22 protein-coding genes are annotated in these 22,515 nt (G+C 46.7%); 18 read left to right on the top strand and 4 right to left on the bottom strand.

Going from position 1 to position 22,515, the window contains the following annotated elements:
- Positions 1-76: 76 nt before the first annotated feature.
- From MHI12_RS26285 to MHI12_RS26250, 8 genes are all read left to right on the top strand, one after another.
- The gene (locus MHI12_RS26285; RefSeq protein ID WP_091038467.1) at positions 77-1,057 is read left to right on the top strand and encodes a LacI family DNA-binding transcriptional regulator; all 981 of its coding nucleotides are present in this window, start codon (positions 77-79) and stop codon (positions 1,055-1,057) included.
- Positions 1,058-1,217: 160 nt separating this feature from the next.
- Positions 1,218-2,543 carry an ABC transporter substrate-binding protein gene (locus MHI12_RS26280; RefSeq protein ID WP_405170741.1) on the top strand — a complete coding sequence of 442 codons (1,326 nt, stop codon included), beginning with the start codon at positions 1,218-1,220 and terminating at the stop codon, positions 2,541-2,543.
- A gap of 146 nt (positions 2,544-2,689) precedes the next feature.
- Positions 2,690-3,574 (top strand): carbohydrate ABC transporter permease, encoded by an 885-nt coding sequence (locus MHI12_RS26275; protein WP_405170740.1) that lies wholly within the window; start codon positions 2,690-2,692, stop codon positions 3,572-3,574.
- Positions 3,571-4,401, top strand: coding sequence for a carbohydrate ABC transporter permease (locus MHI12_RS26270; protein ID WP_397387109.1), 831 nt, complete (start codon positions 3,571-3,573; stop codon positions 4,399-4,401). The genes MHI12_RS26275 and MHI12_RS26270 overlap by 4 nt, the downstream gene beginning before the upstream one ends.
- Before the next feature lie 42 nt (positions 4,402-4,443).
- Positions 4,444-6,006 (top strand): glycoside hydrolase family 32 protein, encoded by a 1,563-nt coding sequence (locus MHI12_RS26265; RefSeq protein ID WP_405170739.1) that lies wholly within the window; start codon positions 4,444-4,446, stop codon positions 6,004-6,006.
- Positions 6,007-6,090: 84 nt separating this feature from the next.
- Positions 6,091-7,578 (top strand): alpha/beta hydrolase family protein, encoded by a 1,488-nt coding sequence (locus MHI12_RS26260; RefSeq protein ID WP_405170738.1) that lies wholly within the window; start codon positions 6,091-6,093, stop codon positions 7,576-7,578.
- Positions 7,579-7,604: 26 nt separating this feature from the next.
- A complete protein-coding gene (locus tag MHI12_RS26255) occupies positions 7,605-8,006 on the top strand; it encodes a MerR family transcriptional regulator (protein ID WP_127546637.1) in 402 nt (133 codons plus the stop codon).
- A gap of 166 nt (positions 8,007-8,172) precedes the next feature.
- Positions 8,173-9,228 carry a serine hydrolase domain-containing protein gene (locus MHI12_RS26250; RefSeq protein ID WP_405170737.1) on the top strand — a complete coding sequence of 352 codons (1,056 nt, stop codon included), beginning with the start codon at positions 8,173-8,175 and terminating at the stop codon, positions 9,226-9,228.
- Positions 9,229-9,356: 128 nt separating this feature from the next.
- Here the strand turns inward: MHI12_RS26250 and MHI12_RS26245 are convergent, their stop codons facing one another.
- From MHI12_RS26245 to MHI12_RS26230, 4 genes are all read right to left on the bottom strand, one after another.
- Entirely contained in the window at positions 9,357-10,034 is a 678-nt protein-coding gene (locus tag MHI12_RS26245) for a succinylglutamate desuccinylase/aspartoacylase family protein (protein WP_405170736.1), read from the bottom strand.
- A 96-nt stretch (positions 10,035-10,130) separates the two neighbouring features.
- On the bottom strand, positions 10,131-11,099 hold the full coding sequence (locus MHI12_RS26240; RefSeq protein WP_405173057.1) for an ATP-binding cassette domain-containing protein: 969 nt from the start codon (positions 11,097-11,099) through the stop codon (positions 10,131-10,133).
- Positions 11,100-11,121: 22 nt separating this feature from the next.
- On the bottom strand, positions 11,122-11,922 hold the full coding sequence (locus tag MHI12_RS26235) for an ABC-2 family transporter protein (RefSeq protein ID WP_340028325.1): 801 nt from the start codon (positions 11,920-11,922) through the stop codon (positions 11,122-11,124).
- Positions 11,919-12,695, bottom strand: a complete 777-nt coding sequence (locus MHI12_RS26230) for an ABC-2 family transporter protein (RefSeq protein ID WP_036606839.1) — start codon at positions 12,693-12,695, stop codon at positions 11,919-11,921. The genes MHI12_RS26235 and MHI12_RS26230 overlap by 4 nt, the downstream gene beginning before the upstream one ends.
- A gap of 304 nt (positions 12,696-12,999) precedes the next feature.
- On the opposite strand from MHI12_RS26230, the gene MHI12_RS26225 reads away from it, so the two are divergent.
- From MHI12_RS26225 to MHI12_RS26180, 10 genes are all read left to right on the top strand, one after another.
- On the top strand, positions 13,000-13,851 hold the full coding sequence (locus MHI12_RS26225; protein ID WP_341008960.1) for a DegV family protein: 852 nt from the start codon (positions 13,000-13,002) through the stop codon (positions 13,849-13,851).
- A 153-nt stretch (positions 13,852-14,004) separates the two neighbouring features.
- Positions 14,005-14,721, top strand: a complete 717-nt coding sequence (locus MHI12_RS26220) for a response regulator transcription factor (RefSeq protein WP_405170735.1) — start codon at positions 14,005-14,007, stop codon at positions 14,719-14,721.
- A complete protein-coding gene (locus MHI12_RS26215) occupies positions 14,718-15,650 on the top strand; it encodes a sensor histidine kinase (protein ID WP_405170734.1) in 933 nt (310 codons plus the stop codon). Before MHI12_RS26220 ends, MHI12_RS26215 begins: the two co-directional genes overlap by 4 nt.
- Positions 15,651-15,777: 127 nt before the next feature.
- Complete coding sequence (locus MHI12_RS26210) at positions 15,778-16,701, top strand: ABC transporter ATP-binding protein (RefSeq protein WP_036606847.1); 924 nt, start codon at positions 15,778-15,780, stop codon at positions 16,699-16,701.
- On the top strand, positions 16,694-17,392 hold the full coding sequence (locus tag MHI12_RS26205; protein ID WP_405170733.1) for an ABC transporter permease: 699 nt from the start codon (positions 16,694-16,696) through the stop codon (positions 17,390-17,392). Before MHI12_RS26210 ends, MHI12_RS26205 begins: the two co-directional genes overlap by 8 nt.
- A gap of 105 nt (positions 17,393-17,497) precedes the next feature.
- Entirely contained in the window at positions 17,498-18,310 is an 813-nt protein-coding gene (gene thiD / locus MHI12_RS26200; protein WP_017692191.1) for a bifunctional hydroxymethylpyrimidine kinase/phosphomethylpyrimidine kinase, read from the top strand.
- Between the two features lie 250 nt (positions 18,311-18,560).
- Positions 18,561-19,241, top strand: a complete 681-nt coding sequence (locus tag MHI12_RS26195; protein WP_405170732.1) for a response regulator transcription factor — start codon at positions 18,561-18,563, stop codon at positions 19,239-19,241.
- Entirely contained in the window at positions 19,238-20,986 is a 1,749-nt protein-coding gene (locus MHI12_RS26190; protein WP_405170731.1) for a sensor histidine kinase, read from the top strand. The genes MHI12_RS26195 and MHI12_RS26190 overlap by 4 nt, the downstream gene beginning before the upstream one ends.
- Positions 20,987-21,007: 21 nt before the next feature.
- Positions 21,008-21,553: a CDP-diacylglycerol--serine O-phosphatidyltransferase gene (pssA, locus tag MHI12_RS26185; RefSeq protein ID WP_405170730.1), complete on the top strand. Its 546-nt coding sequence runs from the start codon at positions 21,008-21,010 to the stop codon at positions 21,551-21,553.
- Between the two features lie 13 nt (positions 21,554-21,566).
- Entirely contained in the window at positions 21,567-22,052 is a 486-nt protein-coding gene (locus MHI12_RS26180) for a DedA family protein (RefSeq protein WP_036606861.1), read from the top strand.
- Positions 22,053-22,515 lie beyond the last annotated feature (463 nt).

Genomic DNA, 22,515 nt, shown 5'->3' with positions numbered 1-22,515 from the left:
CAAGGGTTTGGTTCAGGGTTAGCAATGGGTTTATAATGTTAAAGGTATGAAGAATGTTGTAGGAAAAGAGGGTGTTATGGCAACTATTCATGATGTTGCACTCAGGGCAGGAGTTTCTGTAACTACCGTCTCGCGTGTATTAAACAACCGGGGATATATCAGTCAGAAGACTCGGGACAAAGTGTATCAAACCATGGACGAACTTAATTATCGACCCAATGAAATTGCCCGTTCTCTTCTGCGTAAGCAATCCAATGTTATAGGCTTGATTATTCCTGATGTATCCCATCCGTTTTTTGGAGAACTGGCTAGCTATGTTGAGTATCATGCTTACCAGAATGGATTTAAAATTATGTTATGCAATTCCCACATGGACCCTTCCAAAGAGCGTGAATATGTGGAAATGCTTAAGGGTAATCGCGTGGATGGCATTATTATGGGAAGTCATACACTGGAAGTTGATGAGTATATGAATCTGCATTCCCCAATCGTGACCTTTGATCGTAAGATCGGTGAAGACATCCCGTTTATCTCATCTGATAACTATCAGGGAGGGGTTATGGCTGCTGAATTGCTGCTCTCGAAGAACAGACGGAATCTGGCACATATCTGCGGTAATTTGGAATTGCAAATGCTGTCCAATCGCCGGACGACAGGTTTCGTTGATACATTGCAGGCTCATGGAGTCAAACCGGTCATGATTCATGAAACCGATCTGAATGTGTTTGACCAGCATCAGTATACGGAATTGGTGGATAAGCTGCTTGCACAACACCCCGAGGTGGACGGGCTCTTTGTAACGAGTGATCTGATGGCGGTGCATGCGCTGAAGCAGATCGTGTTAGGTGGGCGCAAGGTACCCGACGATATCGCTATTATAGGTTATGATGACAGTCGTGCGGCAGCGTATACGGTGCCTGGCATAACAACGATCAGGCAGCCGGTGGAGGCTATGGCTAAGCTGGCAATTGATCTGATTCGGCGCCAACTTGCGGAAGAGAAGATCGAAATGGAGCATATTTTGCCGGTTACCATCGTAGAGAGAGAGACGACCTGATACAGGTCGTTTTTTTCTATTCGTCCTTTTGCAACGGAAAAATCAAGGCACGTTATTTTTTTAAAATAGTATGTCAAACGATTGACATGTTAAACCTTTGACATTATAATTCGTCTTGTAAGCGTTTCCTTTTATACTATTGATCAGGGGGCATGACAAGATGAAAAGAGAACGAAAATGGATGAAATTATCGGTATTGTCATTGATTATAATGCTTGTATTGTCAGCATGTGGAGGTAAAGCAACGACGGAGTCCAACTCCTCCTCAGAGGGTAGCAGCAGTGAGAGTGTCAAAATCACCATGCTCAATTCCAAATCGGAAATTAACAGTCAGCTGGAGCAAGCGGCTAAAGACTTCCATGCCGAAAATCCAAATATCACACTCGAAATTGTACCTGTAGGCAGTGGACAGTCTCCGTTTGAAAAAGCGTCTGCGTTGTATGCCTCCGGCAGCCCTACAACGATGATGATGCTGGATACAGGGGATGTAGAGAAATTCAAGGATCGTGTTCTGGATCTCACATCCGAGTCTTGGATGAAGGATGCTGTGGAGAACAGCACAGCGGCTACAACGTTTGATGGCAAAAACTATGCCTTCCCGTTCTCTATTGAAGGATATGGATTCATCTATAACCAGAATGTTTTGGATCAGGCAGTAGGTGGGACATTCGATCCGAAGTCTGTACAGACCACCGCACAGCTCGATGAGCTCTTCCAAAAGATTGCTGCTACTGGAAAATCACCTTTGATTGTATCTCCGATGGATTGGTCGCTTGGTGCGCACTATCTGGGGCTTGCATATGGTGGCCAGTCGGCGGACCGTGCGAAGGTGGATCAATTCATTACGGATCTGAAGGCAGGTCAAGTGGACCTTGCTTCCAACGCCGTGTTTAATGGCTTGTTAGATACATTTGACCTGATGAAAACCTACAATATCGACAAGGCTTCTCCACTGTCCGGAACCTATGAGCGTGGACCTGAGGTCCTTGGCAAGGGTGAGGTAGGCATCTGGTTCCAGGGCAACTGGGCATGGCCACAAATTTCAAGCTTTGATACAGCAGATGGAAAATATGGCTTCCTCCCGGTACCTGTGAGCAATAATCCGGATGATTTCGGTAATACTCAAATCTCTGCTGCTGTATCCAAACGAATATTGCTGGATAAGGAGAAGAGCACACCAGCACAGCAGGAAGCAGCGAAGAAATTTTTGGAATGGATCGTTTATAACGAAAAAGGTCAGGATTTCCTGGTGAATCAAGCCAGTATTATTCCGGCATTCAGCAACATTACACTAGAGCCAACAGATCCGCTTGGCAAATCCATTAGTGAATACATCAAGGCAGGCAAAATCGAGGAATCAATGAGCACACTTCCCGCGGATCACTGGTCCAAACTGGGTGCATCCATGCAGAAATATTTGGCTGACGTCATTGACCGTGCCGGACTTGCCAGTGAAATTCAGGCATACTGGAGCAACGTGAAATAAAGGAATTAATCATAGCCCTGTGCAGCACATAGAGAGAGACTTGCGGTAGCCGGAGATGATGAACATACAGCTTCCACACGAGGTCTGTTCGACTTGTTTCCGGAATAACCGCCAGGCTAATCATTTGGATAGAGTGGAGGATGACAATGCTGACCGAAAAAGGATTATGGACACGTCTGCGCACTCGCCTGATCTTTACTGGCCCGACATTATTTGCGTTTGCTACGGTGATGATTATTCCATTTTTGTATGGTATTTATTTGACGTTTACGAACTGGGATGGTATTGCAGTCGATCAAAACTTTGTTGGCTGGGATAATTACATCGGTGTGTTCAAGGACACGGTGTTCTGGAAATCATTCGGGATGACGCTGGAGTACGTATTTATTACCGTTATGCTGACCAATGCGGTTGCTTTCCTGCTCGCTTACGCTGTAACTCGGGGAATGAAGGCACAGGGCTGGTTTCGGGCCGGATTTTTCCTGCCGAATCTGGTGGGCGGAATCGTGCTTGGTTTCATCTGGCAGTTTATTTTTAATCAGGTACTCGTTTTTGCAGGACAAAAAATGAACCTTACTCTGTTTTCCACCTCCTGGCTGGCTGACCCTGATAAAGCGTTCTGGGCACTCATTGTGGTGACCGTTTGGCAGTATGCCGGCTATATGATGGTTATCTACATTGCAGGACTGATGAATGTGCCGAAGGATGTTATGGAAGCAGCCAGCATTGATGGGGCAAGTAATCGCAAAATGTTGGCGCGCATTGTATTGCCACTGATGGTTCCTTCGTTTATTGTTTGCATCTTTTTGTCACTGCAACGGGGATTCATGGTGTATGATCTGAACGTCTCCCTGACCAGTGGCGGGCCCTTCAAGAGCACAGAGATGGTATCCATGCATGTTTATGAGCAGGCCTTTCTTGCTCGTGACTACGGATTGGGTCAGGCAGAAGCCTTTGTTCTGTTTATCCTTGTAGCCGCCATTACATTGCTCCAGGTCTATTTCAGCAAAAAACTGGAGGTCGAGGCATGATGGCTGGACAATCGCGCATTCTCAACTGGATGAAGTTTATTGCATTAATCGTTGTGATGATTTTGTTTGTATTTCCTTTTGTACTTCTAATCGTCAATTCGTTCAAGGCTAACCAGGCAATTACCTCCGATCCGCTGGGCTTGCCAAGCTCCTTTCAATTCGATAATTACGTCAATGCGTTTGATAAAATGGGATATGTATCTGCCTTCAGCAATTCGTTGCTCATTACCATTGCAGGTGTATTACTGATTGCTCTTTTTGCGGCGATGACAGCCCATTACTTTGTTCGTCACAAAAGCAAGCTGAATCAGTATCTCTTTTTCCTGATGGTAGCTGCGATGATTATTCCGTTCCAGGCCATTATGATTCCATTGGTTAAAATATACGGCTCGCTTAGCCTGCTGGATAACAAGTGGTCGCTGATCTACATGTATATTGGCTTTGGCAGTCCGCTTGCCGTATTTATCTACCATGGCTTTATCAAAAGTATTCCCCTGGAGCTTGAAGAAGCGGCTCTAATGGATGGCTGTGGCAGAGTGCAAACCTTTTTTCGCATCGTACTGCCGGTGTTACTGCCAACAACCGTAACCATTAGCGTGCTGAATGTACTGTGGATATGGAATGATTTTCTGCTACCTTCCTTGGTGCTGACTTCATCCGAGCAGCGTACGCTGCCGCTGTCCACGTTTTATTTTTATGGGACATATACAGTGGATTACGGTCCATTGATGGCTGGTCTGGTGTTGACCCTGCTGCCTGTCCTGATCGTTTATCTGTTTGCGCAGAAGTACATTATTCAGGGGGTCATGCAAGGGGCAATCAAATAAGTTCAGTTGGGTGATATAGAGAGAGACAGGAGTGAAGGACATATGAACCAGGAACGATACGAGAAGCAGGATATAGACACAAGGCAAGAGACAGATCTTGGACTGACGAGTTCTTCGACTCAAACAAAGGAGAGTTATACACTCCCCCGGGCCAACGCATATATCAAGGCGCATCGACATCAGGTTGATCCAACCTATCGAATGGCCTATCATTTGATGCCAGAGGTGGGCTGGATGAATGATCCCAACGGCTTCATATACTTCGGTGGGATGTATCATATGTTCTATCAGCATTATCCCTACGAACCGGTATGGGGGCCGATGCACTGGGGCCATGCGGTGAGCCGTGATTTGGTTACGTGGTCTTATCTGCCTGTTGCCCTGGCACCCGATCAGAGCTACGACAGTGGAGGCTGTTTCTCTGGAAGTGCAATCGTGCAGGATGGCAAATTGGTGCTGATGTACACGGGACATGTCGTGACTGGACCTGACAAGGATAACGATTACTTGCAGACACAGAATATCGCTGTCTCGGACAATGGGATTGATTTTGTCAAAAGCGCGATGAATCCGGTTATTCGGCTGGATCAAATCCCAGCGCATACCAGTCCCAAGGACTTCCGTGATCCAAAAGTGTTTGAAAGAAACGGTGTGTACTATTGCGTCCTTGGCTCAAATGATGCTGCGGGCAAAGGTGTCATTCTGTTATACCGTTCAACGGACTTGCTGGATTGGAGTTATGTTAACATCATGGCCCAGAGTGACGGGACGCTTGGTGACAATTGGGAATGTCCAGATCTGTTCACACTGGATGGCCGAGATGTGCTGATCATGTCTCCGCAGCGCATGCCTGCACAGGGAGATAACTATCGCAACTTGCATTCGACCGTTTATATGATGGGAACGTTGGATGAAGACCAAGGTGTGCTGAAGTACGAGCAGTACGTTCCGCTGGATTGCGGCTTCGACTTTTACGCACCTCAGACGATGGAGGATGCACAGGGACGACGAATCATGATGGCCTGGATGGATACGTGGGAAACGGAAATCCCGACACAACAGTCTCATGCCTGGGCTGGAGCGATGACGTTGCCGAGACAACTCATTCGCAGGGGAGAACGATTGATATTCCGGCCGCTTCCCGAACTTATACAGTACAGGTCGGAAGGAAACGAGCAGTATGGTATACATTTAAATGGTGATGAACATGATTTTGATCTTGGAATCAGCGGAGACCGTTATGAACTGTATGCTGTATTTGAAGCGGAACAGGCACGACACTTCGGGTTGAAGCTGCGCACGGGTGAGGATGAAGAAACCGTGATTTCCTATGATGTAGAGCAGCGTCGTTTATGCTTGAATCGCGAGCAGGCCGGACAAGGGCCGGGCGGAGAACGAGCTGCAACAGTGGAACTGCTTGACGGGAAACTGGAACTTCATATTTTTATGGATGTCAGCTCCATTGAGGTGTTCATTCAGCAGGGGGAGCAAGTGATGACAGGACGGATCTATCCTGGGCGGAACTCAACAGGTATCAAGGCTTTCTCGTCCGGAACGTGTACGTTGACCGAACTTCGCAAATGGGATTTACGAATTCCACGATAAAATTCTATCTATAATTCAGCCTTGACCTTGAAGTATACTTCAAGGTTTATTCTTTTTTTATCAAGAAATATTGGAGGCTGAATAATGAGAATTTTAGAATGGATTTTGGTATTGGTAACCGTAGCTGCTACGGTACTCATGCTGGTGTTTCCGAAGCGCCGAGCAATGACAGTGGGGACACTCACAGCTCTGATTCTGGCAGTGCTTCTGCATGGCTTAATCAATTCATTTCGTGTGCAGATGATACCAACCTATCTTGTTACACTTGTATTATTCATTACATTAATCATTCAACTCATGAAATCATACCGCGGTGGCCGTTATGTTCAGAGTGCGCGGAGACCCAACCGTCCTTCAAGAATAAAGATGACGCTGGTATCGATTCTGCTTCTGGCCTTCAGTGCAGGTTCAATTATACTGACCTGGCTCTTACCTGCTTTTACGATGCCTGAACCAACCGGCACCTATGCCATTGGCACGTTCTCTGAGCACCTGGTGGATGAATCTCGCGAAGAGACCAAAACACCCGAGGCCGGAGACAAACGTGAACTTATGATTAATGTATGGTACCCGGTGGATCAGAAGTCCGCCAAAGGGCTGCCGCTGGAGCATTATCCTAGTGAACTGGGAGAAGCGATCAGTCTGGTGTTTGGCATTCCGTCTCAGGTGTTCAGTTATCTGGATACCATTCCAACACATGTGGTGCAAGGAGCTGAGATGTCCGCCGACCAAAGCAAGTATCCGGTTTTGCTATTCTCGCCGGGTATCCGCTCAGCCCGTTTTCAGAGCATGACGATGATTGAGGAGCTGGTTAGCCACGGTTACATTGTCGTGGGGATAGATCACCCTTATACGTCAGCACAAGTGACATTTCCCGATGGACGTGCAGTTTCCTATCAGGCTGACCCTGAATTTGCAACGTCAGCGGAATTATATCAATATAATGTAGAAGGCATAGGCATACGTGCAGATGATGCAAGCTTTGTTCTCGATACGCTTACCCAGTGGAATTCACACGACCCGAATCAACTGCTGCAAGGAAAGCTTGATCTCGATCACGTCGGCATCATGGGTCACTCTTATGGTGGAGCTACGACAGCGGAAGCTTTGGCACAAGATGATCGATTAAAAGCAGGACTGAGTTTGGAAGGCGGGTTTTGGGGTGAAGTATCCACGACAGCCTTGAAACAGCCGTTTATGTATATCATGTCGGGTGGAACCGCCAAAAGTCTGGAACCGGAAGCCACCGAAACGGAAAAAGTAGCCTATCCAGAGTTTAAGCCTGATCTGGGTCGAGTGATGACGAGTAGTCTTAATGATACCTATTATCTGACGGTGGATAATTTCTTCCATCAAAGCTTTACGGATATATCGTTGATTTCACCGAAACTATTTGCCAGAGGCATAACGCCAGAACATAATGTGGATATAACCAGATCCTATGCGCTGGCATTCTTTGACCGTTATCTGAAAGGAAAAGAGCAGCCATTGCTGCAAGGATCTTCAGCACAATTTCCCGAGGCCACCTATGATGCCACATATACTAAGATACGCAACAAACAAACGCAATAAGTCCGCAGAAAGGTGGAGGAGTAGGCATGGAAACCATGACAAGAGGAATGTTGGCCAAGCGTACCGGTGTAAGTATGGCAACCCTCCGTTATTACGAAGATAGTGGAATTCTGCCTGCTCCCCGTCGTTCCTCCAACGGATATCGGGTGTATACCGAGGATTATCTGGTCAAAATTAAGTTCATTAAGGATGCCCAGTTGCTGGGTTACTCCTTAAAGGAGATACAGGAGACCCTGCAACTGCTCAGCCAGGAAGACATGGAAAAGGATACGTTAAAAACCCTTGTACGCGAACGCATCGCTGACATTCAGACACATATTGACCATCTGGAACAGATGCAGATTCATCTGGCACGACTGTTGCATACACCGGAGGACGATATCGACAATTATATTCAATCGTTCAGGGTGCAAAAGAAAGAGCCGTAATCGCGGCTCTTTTCCTGTTTAGGAGAAAACAGGAGTGGACTATTGAGCAGGGAATCGGAGATTTAGAAAGAATACATAGTGTAGTTTGCCAATACATAATGGTGGTTAACGTGATTTCAATAATTTCAATAATGAAATTCACACCACAAAAGGAGTAACATTTTCTATGATAGATTTACAAGGTTTTGTATCCGATTACATCAAAGGAAAGAAACATCTGCATCTTGAGATTGGCGTTATTACGAAGGAAGATATCGAATATCATTCATTAGGCAATCCCAAAAAGAAGAGCGTGGCTACTCCCGAACACAGATTGTTCGAAATCGGCTCTGTAACCAAACTTTTTACATCGATCCTTCTATTAGAATTGGAACGTCAAGAGCAGCTTTCCACGGATGACACGGTTGGCAAGTACATACACAATGGCAAAAACGATTATTTGAATAAGGTTACCTTAAAAAGTCTTGCGACGCATACCTCTGGATTACCTAGACTTGCCACAAATCTGAACCCCACGAAAAACCGATTGAATCCGTATTCAGATTATACCGAGGATGATTTACTTGCTTTTTTATCCGATGCTGACTTTACGGATCAGATGGGTTCATTTGAGTATTCCAATACCGGCGTGGGCTTACTGGGTTATATCCTATGTAAAGTATCAGGAAGTACATATGACGATCTGCTGAAAAAATATATCACAGGTCCATTAAACATGACGGAGACAGCAGCTATGTTGAATCCAGAACAGAATGGTAGATTTGTGGATGGACATACGTCAACGGGGAAAAAAGTCCCTCACTGGGATCTTAGTGTACATGCAGGGGCTGGGGCGATCAAGTCATCTGTTCACGATATGAGTTTATTTGTTCAGGCCAACCTTAATGATGATCATCCGATAGCCTCTGCAATACAAAAAAGTCATGTTCCTATGACGATTGGAGATTCAACCCATCATTACGCCTGGTTTAGTGATAACATCTCAGATCAGAATATACTCTGGCATAACGGTGGCACATTTGGTTTCTCCAGTTATTTGGCTATAAACAAGGAACAGGGTATAGGCGTTGTATTATTGTCCAATTATTGTTTTGGATCAGCCTCTATTGTGGATGAGTATCTGGATGCAATATTCAAGTTTATAACTAAAAAAGACCTTTATCCACTCATGCCGCTGGATCCCGTGGGTAATAAAATACTGGAAGCCATGATGCAGAGATAAACGCAGAAGTGTCATTAGAGTAATGGGAAATGAGGAACAAAATTTAACACCTCCAATAGAGATCACCTGAGGATGTACTTCGGCGCTCTCTGTTGGAGGTTTTTTTTGATCTATCTTAATGGTCTTGATCATGACATACCCGCTTCACGCAGAAAATGGTGCACAATCTTTGTCTGATACTTGATACGGGTCGAGCGTTTCAGACTCCAACAGGTCTCCACTGTGACGGAACGGGCTTGTAATAGTCTTGAAGCCGCTGTACGGGCAGATCCCGGCAATTCATGCTGCTTGAGGTTAAAATGACGATCACGAATGGCAATCGACCGATTCATCCGTTCGATAACTCTTCTGCAAGCTGTAATCGTCCCACTGCCGGGATTGGTGATCAACGTCTGTCCAAGCACCCGTGAACTAAGCTGTGACAGGCCGTTGGCTTCATGCAGATCGAGCCACCAGTCGGCCCGATGTTCACGCGCCAGCTGAAAAACTGCCGCTGCCAATGGATGCTTGGCCTTGCCTGACATACGGCGTGGAAACGTACGATTCAGATCTGGCTTGCCTCTGATTTTCTTTGCGTAGGCTTGCTGGTTCACGCGTGGCACGATAATCAGCAGCCCTCGCTGAATGGCATGACGGTCTGTCGCAATATCATCTGCGAGTTTTTGCGCAGCAGCCATACTCGCCGTTTCATTCCCGTGAACCCCGGATGTAATGAACATCACGGGTCCCGGCATCATGCCACGTACAATGAAGTAGGGAGTAGCGTGTACGGTGGATGCTAGAAGGACATGTTTGGTCACAAGCATGACGCTTCACCTCCGTTATTACAGTACGCCATGTCCCTCTTTCATGTAACGGCGTAAGAACAGTTCTTCATCCTATTTCCTCACAAAATGGACCGACTAATACACCCGATGAATGATATCTTCAAAATCGGGTTCTTTCATCTCTACATCTTCAATCTCACCCCAGTGCTCCAACTGTTTCAGAATGTCCATTGTGCTCCATTCCTTCCGGTTCACTTCGACGGTGACAATCTGCCCTTCCACTCCTGTAATATGTATCGCGGACGACACAACATCCGGGATGTGAAACTCTCCTCGGAACGTTACCCGAATCAGCGTAGGTAGTCCGATGGTTTCGCGAAGTGACGAGATCGTACCGTCATATGTCAGTTGACCATGGTTAATCACCATGACCCGGCTGCATAACTGCTCAATGTCGTCCATGTCATGTGTGGTCAGCAGAATTGTTTTGCCAAACGTTTCATTTAATGTACGTAGAAATTGACGAATATTCCGCTTTGCGTTCACATCCAGTCCAATTGTTGGTTCATCGAGAAAAAGCAGTTCGGGATCATGCAGCATGGAAGCTGCGAGATCGGCACGCATGCGTTGTCCAAGCGAGAGCTTGCGGACAGGCGTGGCCCAGAACGATTCAAGGTCCAGCAGCTCGGCGAACTGGGACAGCCGTTTCTTTTTATCCTCGGCACGAACGCCGTACATCTCGGCCAGAATATCATATGAATCTTTCACGGGCAGATCCCACCAGAGCTGACTGCGCTGTCCAAACACAACACCTAGTCGACCAACGGTCCTGCGCCTGTCCTGATGTGGGTTCATACCGTCAAGCTTTACCTCACCCGAGGTTGGGTGCAGGATACCTGTCAGCATTTTGATCGTGGTAGACTTTCCAGCACCGTTCGGACCGATGTAACCCACAAATTCCCCTGGGCCGATATCAAAACTGATATCGCGTACCGCTTCCTTGGACACATATTCACGTGAAAATAACGTACGTAGACCGGAGAAACGTCCTTCGCGAATAACAGGAGTCTTGAATTCCTTTTGCAGATGCCGTGCTGTGATCATGTTCATGATTCGTTACGCCTCCTTAGCTACCTGTACTTTGATATTTGGTCATGCCGAATTGCCAGAAACGCAGACTTGCAGCCAAACTCAGTACGGCAACCGCCGCAACAGCAACAAGAATCCACGCTCCTCCTTCACCCCGTAACAGGTAAAGTGACGGAATGTAGTTGACGAATCCTACCGGAATCACCGTTAACAGAATGCCAGACATCCATTTGGGATATAACGTTAGCGGATATTGGGCAGCCGTTCGAGCGGCATCTTCAGTGATCGTCTGTAATTCCTCGATACGTGTGGTCCAGAATCCGAGTGTGGCGGTAGCAAGTCCGATGGAAAAGAGAATGACTGCACCGGTCAGGATAATGAACAGGGAGAAGGGAATGGCTACCCAGCCAATCTGTCCGCTATGCATCATGCCTGCCAATGACCAGCAGAGAATGAACCCGCCTTGCAGGACTTCTCCAGCCATGATGCGGAAGTTTTGCGGCAGCAGTGCCAGCAATACGGGCATGGGACGAGTTAACAGTTGATCAAGCTCACCATTAACCAGATATTTTTCCAGATGGTGAACCTCATTGCCGAACGTTCGATACAGTGTTTTGGATAACGTCATGATGGCGAAGAGATAACCGATTTCATGGAGGGACCAGCCTTTAATTGCACCGAATTTGTGCAGCACGAGAGCAACCATCAGAAACTCGGAGATCTGGATTAAAGCGGCCAGTACGGACGCCATGATGAAATTGAACTTGTATTGCATCCGGCTGCGGATGCTTGTTCGAATGAGCATTTTATATAAATTGAACCAGGAAGTTCGCTTCATCCGCCTTGCACCTCCACTTTACGACGTAACACTTGGGTAATCGCAAGACAGATCAACGTCATGAAGACACACCAAAGCAAGGTTCCCCATAACAAGGAGCCATCTTCGAAACCAAGATAGATTCGGGTAGGTACATAGAGCAGGAAAGGGTAGGGTGATATCCAGGCAAGTTGTTCAAGCCAGTTCGGTAGCCATTCCAGCGGAATGAAAAAACCAGCCAGCAGATTCATCATCGCGTGATTGCCCCAGTGAAGCCAGGAGGACTCTGTGGTCCACATCGATGTGGCACCAATGATGTAGTTCATACAGATGGATAAGTATGCGGCGCCGGCAAGACCAAGTGCGGCATAGAATAGTGTTGAAACGTCTGAGGGCCAATGCAGGGAAAAGACAATGGAGAAAAGCAGGTAGATCGGAATACTTTTGTACACGAACTGGTAGGCAATCTGCCCCCATTCGCGTGCCATCAGGTGGGTGAACAGATGAACAGGCCTCATCAGATCCAGTGCGATCTGCCCTGTCCTGACGGATAAGGGAATACCCAATCCGTTCGTGAGAAAACCCGAGATCCAGAGAGAGGATTGCGTGAACGCAATGTAACTGATCATCCCCTGTGTCCCGTATTCCCCGAGAGTATGGTCGGCCCCGATGCCGATCCAGAGGCAGGCATACATGTAACCAAACATGGCGCTTGCCAAGTTATGTACCATGTGTGCCCCGCGGTATTGCAGATTCCGGGAGTAGGCTTTGGAAGCCAGAGTGAAATAAAGCATGTGACACCTCCGATAAGTGGATTGAACGGCGTTTCCGTTCACTTCAGTCAAGGCGAAAAGAGAGAAGGACAACAGCATACCAATTTATTCCTTCACAGGCAAGACATTTTTTTAGCTAATAATGGTATTAAGAGGGGTGTTCATGATTGCGCCACAAGACAACGGTCTGTCCGTTCATTTATAATTGAGAGGTAGTATCGTAAACGTTTACAATGTGAAATATTCAAATTTTAAATAAACCGCCGGGCTTGTGCTTGACGATTGAGCATACAGAACGAACAATCCGGCAAGAGAGAAGGATGTCATGAAGAAAATTGCATGGGTCACCGATAGTACCAGTACACTGGATCCCGTTTTTGCGGAGCAAAATCATATCTACATCGTACCGCTGCGCATCTTATTTGGAGAGGAATGTTACCGGGAAACCGATGACATTACATCTGAAATGTTCTATGAGAAACTTGCGGAGGCTTCACGTGCGAGCAGTTCGCAGCCACCCATTGGCGAGTTCATTGAACTGTATGAGTCGCTCAAAGACAAGTACGATGAGATTATTACGATTCATTGCTCTACAGAGCTTAGCGGAACGCTGCATACGTCCATGCAGGCTGCAGAGATTGCAGGAGTGACGGTGACCGCAATTGATTCAAAGGCAGGTGCCTATCCTCACCGTGAGATGATTATGCAGGGACTGGAATGGCAGAAGCAGGGATGTTCAGCTGCCGAGATCAAAGTAAACATTGAACAGATGATTGATAACATGTCCTTTTACCTCATACCGGCCAGTCTTCAGCATCTTCATCGCAGTGGACGGGTGTCGGGCACACAGCTGATCATCAGTCAACTGCTCAAGATCCATCTGCTGCTCCGATTTGAAGAGGGCAAAGTGGTTGTGAATGAGAAGATTCGCACGTTCAAGCGGACGAAAGATCGCATGCTGGATATGCTCAAGCTGGATATGGAGAAAGTAAAGCATGTGTGCATTATGCATGCGAACAATCAGGAAGAAGCCGTTACAATCAAAAAACAGATTGCAGCTCTGCTGCCTAGATTAAAGACCGAAATCATGCCGTTTATCCCTGTGGTGAGTATTCATGCAGGTGCAGGAACCATTGGACTGTGCTGGATCCACAGTGAAAACGGATATAGAGAATAGAAGCACCAGCATTGATCTACAGACACTCATAGACCTGGCAGGAAACACACTTGATGTCAAAGTGGTGATCCTGTCAGGTTTTTTCGTATGTCATTGCCAATTCAAACAAACTGTGAGGTAATAAAGAAAACTGTTCATGTTGGAGGGAAACATGTGTTAAGTCATCGCTTGTTGCTTGTTGAAGATGATCGTTCAATTAGTGAGATGGTCGGGCCATACTTGGAAAAAGAGGGCTACGACGTCACTTATGCATATGACGGCTTAGAGGCAGAACGTCAGTTCAACCAGTCACAACCCGGGTATGATCTGGTTATTCTGGATCTGATGCTGCCCCGCAAAAGTGGGATGGATGTGCTGCAAACCATTCGGGCAGTCAGTCTGGTACCTGTGCTCATTCTGTCTGCGAAGGATGGGGAGGTGGACAAAGCATTAGGTCTGGGGTTCGGTGCAGATGATTACTTGAGCAAACCTTTCTCGTTAATCGAACTGACTGCCCGCATCAAAGCTGCGATTCGCCGCGCCAATTATACCACTCCGCCTGTGGCTGAAGTGGCTAAAGATCAACGTATTCACATCGGAGGACTCGTGGTTGATTTGGAGACGTACGAGGTGGAGCGAGAAGGTACACCCGTCAAGCTGACATCCAAGGAATTTGGCATCCTGAAGCTGTTGGTTACACATCCTGGCAAAGTGTTCACCAAGGCTCAGATCTACGCTTCCGTCTGGAACGATCAGTATTATGGAGACGAAAATATCATTAACGTACATATGCGTCGTCTGCGTGAGAAACTGGAGGCAGATCCTTCGGCTCCCCAGTATATCAAGACACTCTGGGGCATCGGGTATAAGCTGGAGGCGGAGCAGGGATGACACTGATTTTTGCCATCACGACAGGTATTCTGGCCATTGCCGTCATTGGATTGTGGATGAGATTGCGGAAACGCAGCCAACACCTGTCCTATATTCATCAGAAAATATCCGATATTTTGGATCAAGGCACCTTTGAGCGCTTGCTTGTATTCAATAGTGATAACCAAGTCAGTCAGCTTCTGAAAGACATGAACCAGCTGCTGGATCATGCGCACCGCGCTAAGGCCGGTTATGCGAACCAGGAGAAAGAGATGCGTAATATGCTCTCTAACATTTCGCATGATCTGAAAACGCCGCTCACCGTTGTGCTGGGTTATAGTGAGACCTTACTGCACAGCCCATCATTGACCGATCAGGAACGGAAGATTATGACGGAGAAAATACAAGATAAGGCACAGGAAGTGCTGCGTTTAATCCATTCCTTTTTTGATCTGGCGAAGCTGGAATCCGGAGATACGGAACTGGTACTTAGTCGGGTGAATTTAAGTGAATTATGCCGGTTGAAGATGCTTTCCTTTTATGAAATGTTGACGAATCTGGGATTGCATGTGGAGCTGGAGATACCTGCGGGTGATATCTTCGTGCAAGCGAATGAAGAAGCATTGGACCGTGTGCTGGATAATCTCATTACCAATGGAATGAAATATGGGGCAGAGGGTAAGGTACTGGGACTTTCACTTAACCATTCGATAGGTGGACCTGTGACGCTACAGATCTGGGACCAGGGAAAAGGGATTCCTGAGAGCGAGCATGGTCGTGTGTTTGAACGCATGTATACACTGGAGGATTCCCGCAATCGACTTTATCAAGGCAGCGGCCTGGGTCTGACCATTACGAAACGGCTAGTTGAGCGGATGGGTGGAAGTATTCACTTGCATAGTGTGCCACATCAACGGACTGTATTTTCGGTTACCTTAAAGGCTTGGTAAACCCTGCATTGGCGTGTCTAGTCAGACTTAAGGTTTTTGTAAGATTTGATTAATAAAAAAGAAGACTTTTCTCTTTACAATATAGATATAGGAACCCGGACAGGGGACGTAAAGGAGAACAAGGACGATGAATTATATCGCACGAACAATAGATGTGACCAAAGTATATGAAGGGGTGGAGGTTGTATCCAACGTCAATATGAATATTAAGCAAGGTGAGATCTATGGATTCCTCGGTCCGAATGGTGCTGGTAAAACAACCATCATGAAGATGCTCACCAATCTCGTCAAACCAACCACAGGGGAGATAGAACTGTTTGGGGAGAAGCTTACGCCGACCTCTTATGAAGTGCTGAAGCGAATGGGCAGCATTATTGAATATCCTTTTTTCTACGATAGACTGTCTGCTCGCGAGAATCTGGAGCTTCACTGTGAATACATGGGATTCTACAACAAAAAGATCATCGACAACACGATGGAAATGGTAGGGCTGAAGGATACGGGCAAGAAACCGGTCAAAGACTTCTCCCTGGGCATGAAGCAGAGGCTCGGACTGGCTCGTGCACTCATAACCACACCTGAACTGCTCATTCTGGATGAACCGATCAACGGATTAGATCCGGTAGGGATCCGGGAAATGCGAGATTTGTTCAAGCGCCTTAGTAATGAGTATCGCATTACCCTGCTGGTCTCCAGTCACATTCTTGGCGAGATAGAGCAGATTGCCGACACGGTTGGTGTCATTCGCGGTGGTCGCTTGGTCGAAGAAGTATCGATGGAGAGCATTCGGGGAAGTCAAAATGAGTACATTGAGTTACAGGCGGTGGATATCCGCAAAGCGACCTATGTCATTGAACACCAACTTGGTTTGAGTAATTATAAACTGGTCGATGACCAAACGTTACGCATCTATGATCCGGGAATCATTCCATCGGAACTGAATACCAAGCTGATCCAACACGGCATTGAGATCGAATCGATATCCAAACGGGCTCATTCCCTGGAAGAACACTTCATGAAGCTTGTGAAAGGGGATGAAGACGTTGCTTAAACTAATCAGACTTGAGATGCGGAAGCACCGTTTTTCACGTAATTTTGCAGGAGCAGGTATTGCCAATATAGCCATTCTTCTTTTCCTGATCATGATTGGATTCATGGATGTGGGAGCAGAAGATTATGCCTATGCCGATTACCAGACTGCCTTTATAATTATCGATACATTTGTGAGAGCGACCTTTATCATATTTGCAGGAGCTTTATTATCCAAGCTGGTGATCAGTGAGTATAGAAATAAAACGATGAACGTCATGTTCACCTATCCCATCCAGCGTCATAAAATCATCGCTGCCAAATTGATTATCGTGTTTGGTTTTACATTTGTGATGATTATGGTTACCGATCTGTTGATGGGTTCACTGCTGTTGATTGTTAATCAATTCTACTCCTTCATTCCTGAATCACTGAGCAATCGGGATATGTTGGGACTTCTGGTGAAGTACAGTATCAGTTCTTTATCGGCTGCGTGTATGGCACTCATTCCCCTATTCTTCGGTATGCGTAAGCATTCTGTTACAGCGACAATGGTCTCGTCCATTTTGCTAGTTTCGATTGTCTGCTCCGGATTCAACGGGTCGGAAGTTTCCATTCATTCGCTTATTATTATCCCTCTGACCCTTGGAGCAATAGGCATATGGATTGCTTCGATGTCCATGGTTCGTCTGGAGACAAAAGATGTGAACTGAATCATTCGGAAAACCATGCTCTGTATGGCTTCAGATGCCATTGACATCCGCTCGTACAAGGGATAGGATAATGTCAACTGAGACACGAAGGAGAATGCAACTACCATGACGATTCCAAAAACATTAACAATAGCTGGTTCGGACACGAGCGGCGGTGCAGGTATTCAAGCTGATTTGAAAACTTTTCAGGAGCTGGGTGTGTATGGCATGACCGTACTGACTACGGTTGTGGCAATGGAGCCCGAAACATGGGATCACCAGGTCTTTCCTGTTGAATTAAATGTAGTTGAAGCGCAGCTTCGCACTGTTCTGGATGGCATCGGTTTTGATGCCATGAAGACAGGTATGCTCGGTTCTGTAGATATTATTGAATTGGTAGCAAAACATATTCGCCGCAGCGGTCTGCCACAGATCGTTATCGATCCGGTGATGGTATGCAAAGGTACAGACGAAGTACTGCAACCGGAAAATACGGAAGCGATGATCGAATTCCTGTTGCCAGGTGCCGATCTGGTTACACCTAATCTGTTCGAAGCATCCCAACTGGCGAAGAGCGGACCGATTCGCTCCAAGGAACAGATGGAAGCAGCGGCAGCAGCAATTCATGCCCATGGCTCGAAACATGTTCTGATCAAGGACAGAGGTGTCATTAGCCCGGGTAAAGCAATGGATCTACTCTATGATGGAACCAACTACGAATGGTTTGAAGCCGATGTTGTCGGCTCCGGATATACGCATGGTGCGGGCTGCACGACGTCTGCGGCGATTACCGCAGGATTGGCTCGTGGTCTTTCAGTGAAAGAGGCTGTTCGTGAAGGTAAAGCCTTCGTGACCAAAGCGATTGCCGGCGGATTCCCGCTGAACCGTTTTGTTGGCCCTACACTGCATGTGGCACACCGTCTGGAGCAACAACGTTAAGTGTTGCCAGGGAGCGCGCAGTAGCGCATCAATTCTGGATAACACACTTCGATTTCATTCAAGTAGCTGTCAATGAGCTGGAGCTTGCTCGTTGACGGCTTCTTTTTTATGCGAATTTTTATAAAAATTAGTAACTTTTGGCTTATATTAATCGTATATATCATGGGAGCATTCCAAAACATGTGTGGACACATGAACGACACATGGAATAGGTATGTTATCATCAGAAATCTAAAAAGGAGAGTCGGCCATGATCAGAACAGTGCTTCTGGTGGAAGATGAAAGCCGCATTCGTGAGATTGTGGCCGATTATTTCATAAAAGAACAATGGAACGTCATAGAAGCAGAACATGGAGTACAGGCACTGGAACTGTTGGCTCTGCATGAGGTGGATCTGGTTATTCTGGATGTTTTGATGCCTGAAATGGATGGATGGACGTTATGTGGGCATATTCGATCCCAATCCACCGTACCTATTATCATGCTGACTGCACGGTCCGAGGATGACGATAAAATTCATGGATTTCAGCTGGGCGTAGACGATTACGTCACCAAGCCGTTTAGTCCACGTGTGCTGGTTGCACGTGCAGAGACATTAATGAAGCGTGTTGAAGGTGCATTTGGACGAGAGCAGGGTGTGATTCACTTCGGACAGGTAACCCTTGATCCATGGGCCAGACGCCTGGAGAAGGACGGAATTGAAGTGGAACTTGCACCAAAGGAATATGATCTGTTGCTTTATTTGGTACGTAATGCAGGCATTGTGTTGTCCCGGGATGCCATTTTGAATCGGATCTGGGGATTTGATTTTGAAGGGGACTCACGTGTTGTGGATACCCACATCAAGAAGCTGCGCAGCAAATTGGGTGATGAAGCCAAGTGTATCCGGACGGTGATTGGCACTGGATATCGTTTCGAGGCAGAAGCATGAGAAGAAATGGCGTAACGATGAAGCTTTTCCTGGTCATGGCAGGATGTCTGGTTCTTCTATATGGGACGACGGTTTTTGCCCAGTTGGTCTGGTTCCCCGACTTCTATCAGCATCAAAAGGTCAGCAGTATGAAGAAAAAGCTGTCCAAGTTCGAACAGCAATATTCCAGTGGACATTGGAGTGATTTACAGCTAGCCAAGGAGACTGGGAAATTCATGCGTCAGAATCAGTCACACCTGGTCATTCTGACGAATAAAGGAAGACTGGTTAATGACCCGTTCCACATTACGTTGCTTCAAGAGGATGGGAGTCACGTGAAGGTGTCCTTGTCCTTGTTTATCAATAGTGAGAATGCTGGCTGGATTACATCCCATCTGAAGTATGGGCAAGAACTGACGGTGAGAGGTCCGGCCAGCGGGTCCATGGTCTACCCATTCAAAATCCAGGATGCCACTTCTGCCGCATGGGGAACAGAAAGCTTTCAGGAATCAATTGAACCGGTAAAGGAATGGTCAGGCGTATTGACCGAGGTCGTTCTTCCCAATCTGGCAACGTGGAGTCAGAGGCAGGGACTGCTGGTGCAAGCACTGGATAGCCGGTTCCCTTTGTCCACCGAAGACCAACTGGCCTTGGCGAATGGCAAAATGCTTAATGAAGAATGGATGGATAGCTGGAGCGGTGTTCGCAATGTCATCACCATTGCTCCAGTGCATCGTTCCGGACCCGAGCAACAACTGATCTTTTCGCTCACCTCTCTACAGGAGATGAGGGAAGCGAATGAGGCAACACGTTTGTTCTATGCGTATTTCGGCATTGGGGCATTTATATTGATTCTGTTGCTGGCGTTACTCCTGTCCCGAATTGTAACGAAGCCGCTCTTGGCCTTGAACCATGTCGCCAAGAAAATGTCTACGCTGGATTTCACGGTGAAATCACCCATCCGGCGTAATGATGAAATCGGCAGTCTGTCTAACAGCCTCAATGCCTTATCGGGAACCTTGGGTCAGACACTGGAAGAGCTGAGGCAGGCCAACACGCAGATGCGTACAGATATGGAAATGAAGCAGGAGATTGAACAGCGTCAGCGCAAGTTTTTTGCCGATGCATCACATGAACTTAAGACTCCAATCAGCATTATTAAGGGATATTCTGAAGGGCTGAAGGATGGCGTGAGTGAGAGCAAACGGGAGCGTTACATTGAGATCATTGCCGATGAGGCGATCAAAATGGAAACGATGGTTGAAGAGATGCTGGATCTGGTGCGACTGGAATCCTCAGCGGTTCAATTGAATACGGATGCTGTTGCACTGGCTGACATGATTGAAGATATCGCCGGCCGTCTGGGTCCGCAACTGAAGGACAAAGGATTGGATGTGGTACTTGTATCCACAACAGAACAGACGGTTGAGGGTGACCGAAGCAAGCTGGAGCAAGTTATTTTCAATATCATGATGAATGCTATACGTCATGCAATACCACATACCGATATAACTATTGAGATTAGCAGGCGTGAAGGTTTTGTCCATATTTCCATTGAGAACAAGGGCGAGCAGATAGCTGAAGCTGAGCGGCAGTATATATGGGAGAGGTTCTATCGGGTAGAGCGCTCACGTAATCGTAAAATGGGGGGGACCGGGCTTGGTCTGGCCATTGCGAAGCAAATTCTTGATCTGCATGGGTGCAGTTATGGAGTGGAGAATACACCGGATGGAGTCCGTTTTTATATTATTTTTCCTAAAGCCTAGTACGAAAGGGAGTCAAATCTTATGAAGTCTTTACCATCGATTTTAACCTTGGGGAATCTGAGTTCAGGCATGCTGGCAGTCATTATGGCTATTCATGGTGAATTTGCCCTGGCTGTAATGATGATATGGGTAGCGATGTTCTTTGATCTGTTTGACGGGTATGCGGCTCGTAAATTGCATTGTGAGGGTGAGTTCGGCAAGTCTTTAGACTCGCTTGCAGATGTAGTTTCATTCGGAACAGCGCCCGTGCTGATTCTGTACCTGAATTCCATGCTTGAAGTGAGTGTGCTGGGGATGGCACTGACTGCATTGTTTCCGATTTGCGGTGCTTTGCGTCTGGCCCGTTATAACTGTCAGAAGACAGTAAGCAGTGGTTTTGTCGGAATGCCGATTACATTTGCGGGAGGTCTGATGTCCTTTTTCGCACTCTGGAGTCCTTATTTCACACATGGTGTAGCCTATCTTGTCATTATTGTATTATCCGGTCTCATGGTGAGCCAAATCCGATTCCCGTCTCTAAAACAAGTGCTAGCCTCACATGAGAAGGATATTGTGGAACCGAAATAAGGAGCGAGTCAGTATGGAATTTGCAAAAGAATTTATTGGTCAATATGGTTATTTCGCAATATACGGACTACTGGCTCTTGGCGTTATTGGCATGCCGATTCCGGATGAGGTGATGATGACTTTTGTCGGTTATCTCGCCTCCATCTCGGTATTAAATTACTCCGTATCCATCGCCGTCAGTTTCGGTGGCGCATTTACCGGAGGGCTGCTTAGCTACATGATTGGCAAGAAAGCGGGCAGGCCGCTGGTTGAAAAATACGGTAAGTGGGTCGGCGTTAATGCCAAACGATTCAGCAGGGTGGAGTCGTGGTTCCTCAAATATGGGTATTGGTCCATCATCCTGGGTTACTTCATTCCAGGCATTCGTCATCTGATGTGTTGTTTCTCCGGGATCAGCAAGATGGCAATTGGCAGGTACGTAGTTGTATCGGGCATCGGTGCATTCGTCTGGTGTGTTGTCTTTATCTCAATAGGCTTTTATGTTGGCGTGTTAACTTAAAATGGGACAGCCTGTTGTAACAACAGGCAAAGATCGAAGACCTCTTGAGTGTAAGGTGGTCTTTTTTTGTTTTTCTATATATGGCCGGAGACCTCATTCTAAGTGATTTAATCGACTACAAGTAATTTACCCTTGGAGCTGTAGGCTAGCCCGCAAGCTATTTCAAGTAAATCCAAGCTCAGAGCTATTCCTCCGTGTAAATCTCCATGTAACTCGTTATTGACGCAAGTATCTGACACTCCAGTAGCTAAAGTGGTTCGCAATTAGGTTTAATAGTAGTAACTCCAAACGTTTCAAAGTCATCGCCAATGTTCTAACGAACTCAGGTGAGCTTATTATCGAGATAAGAGGCATGTTGGAATTCTAACGAATCTCAGCAACCTTATTTAACGAAAAAGCCCGAATAAGTGCCCAGATTTACTCCATATCATCACAATAAGGTGTCCTGAGTTCGTTAAAATAT

The sequence above is a fragment of the Paenibacillus sp. FSL H8-0280 genome, assembly GCF_045040665.1.
GTDB lineage: Bacteria > Bacillota > Bacilli > Paenibacillales > Paenibacillaceae > Paenibacillus > Paenibacillus xylanexedens_A.
This window is presented reverse-complemented; position numbering and strand designations above follow the sequence as displayed.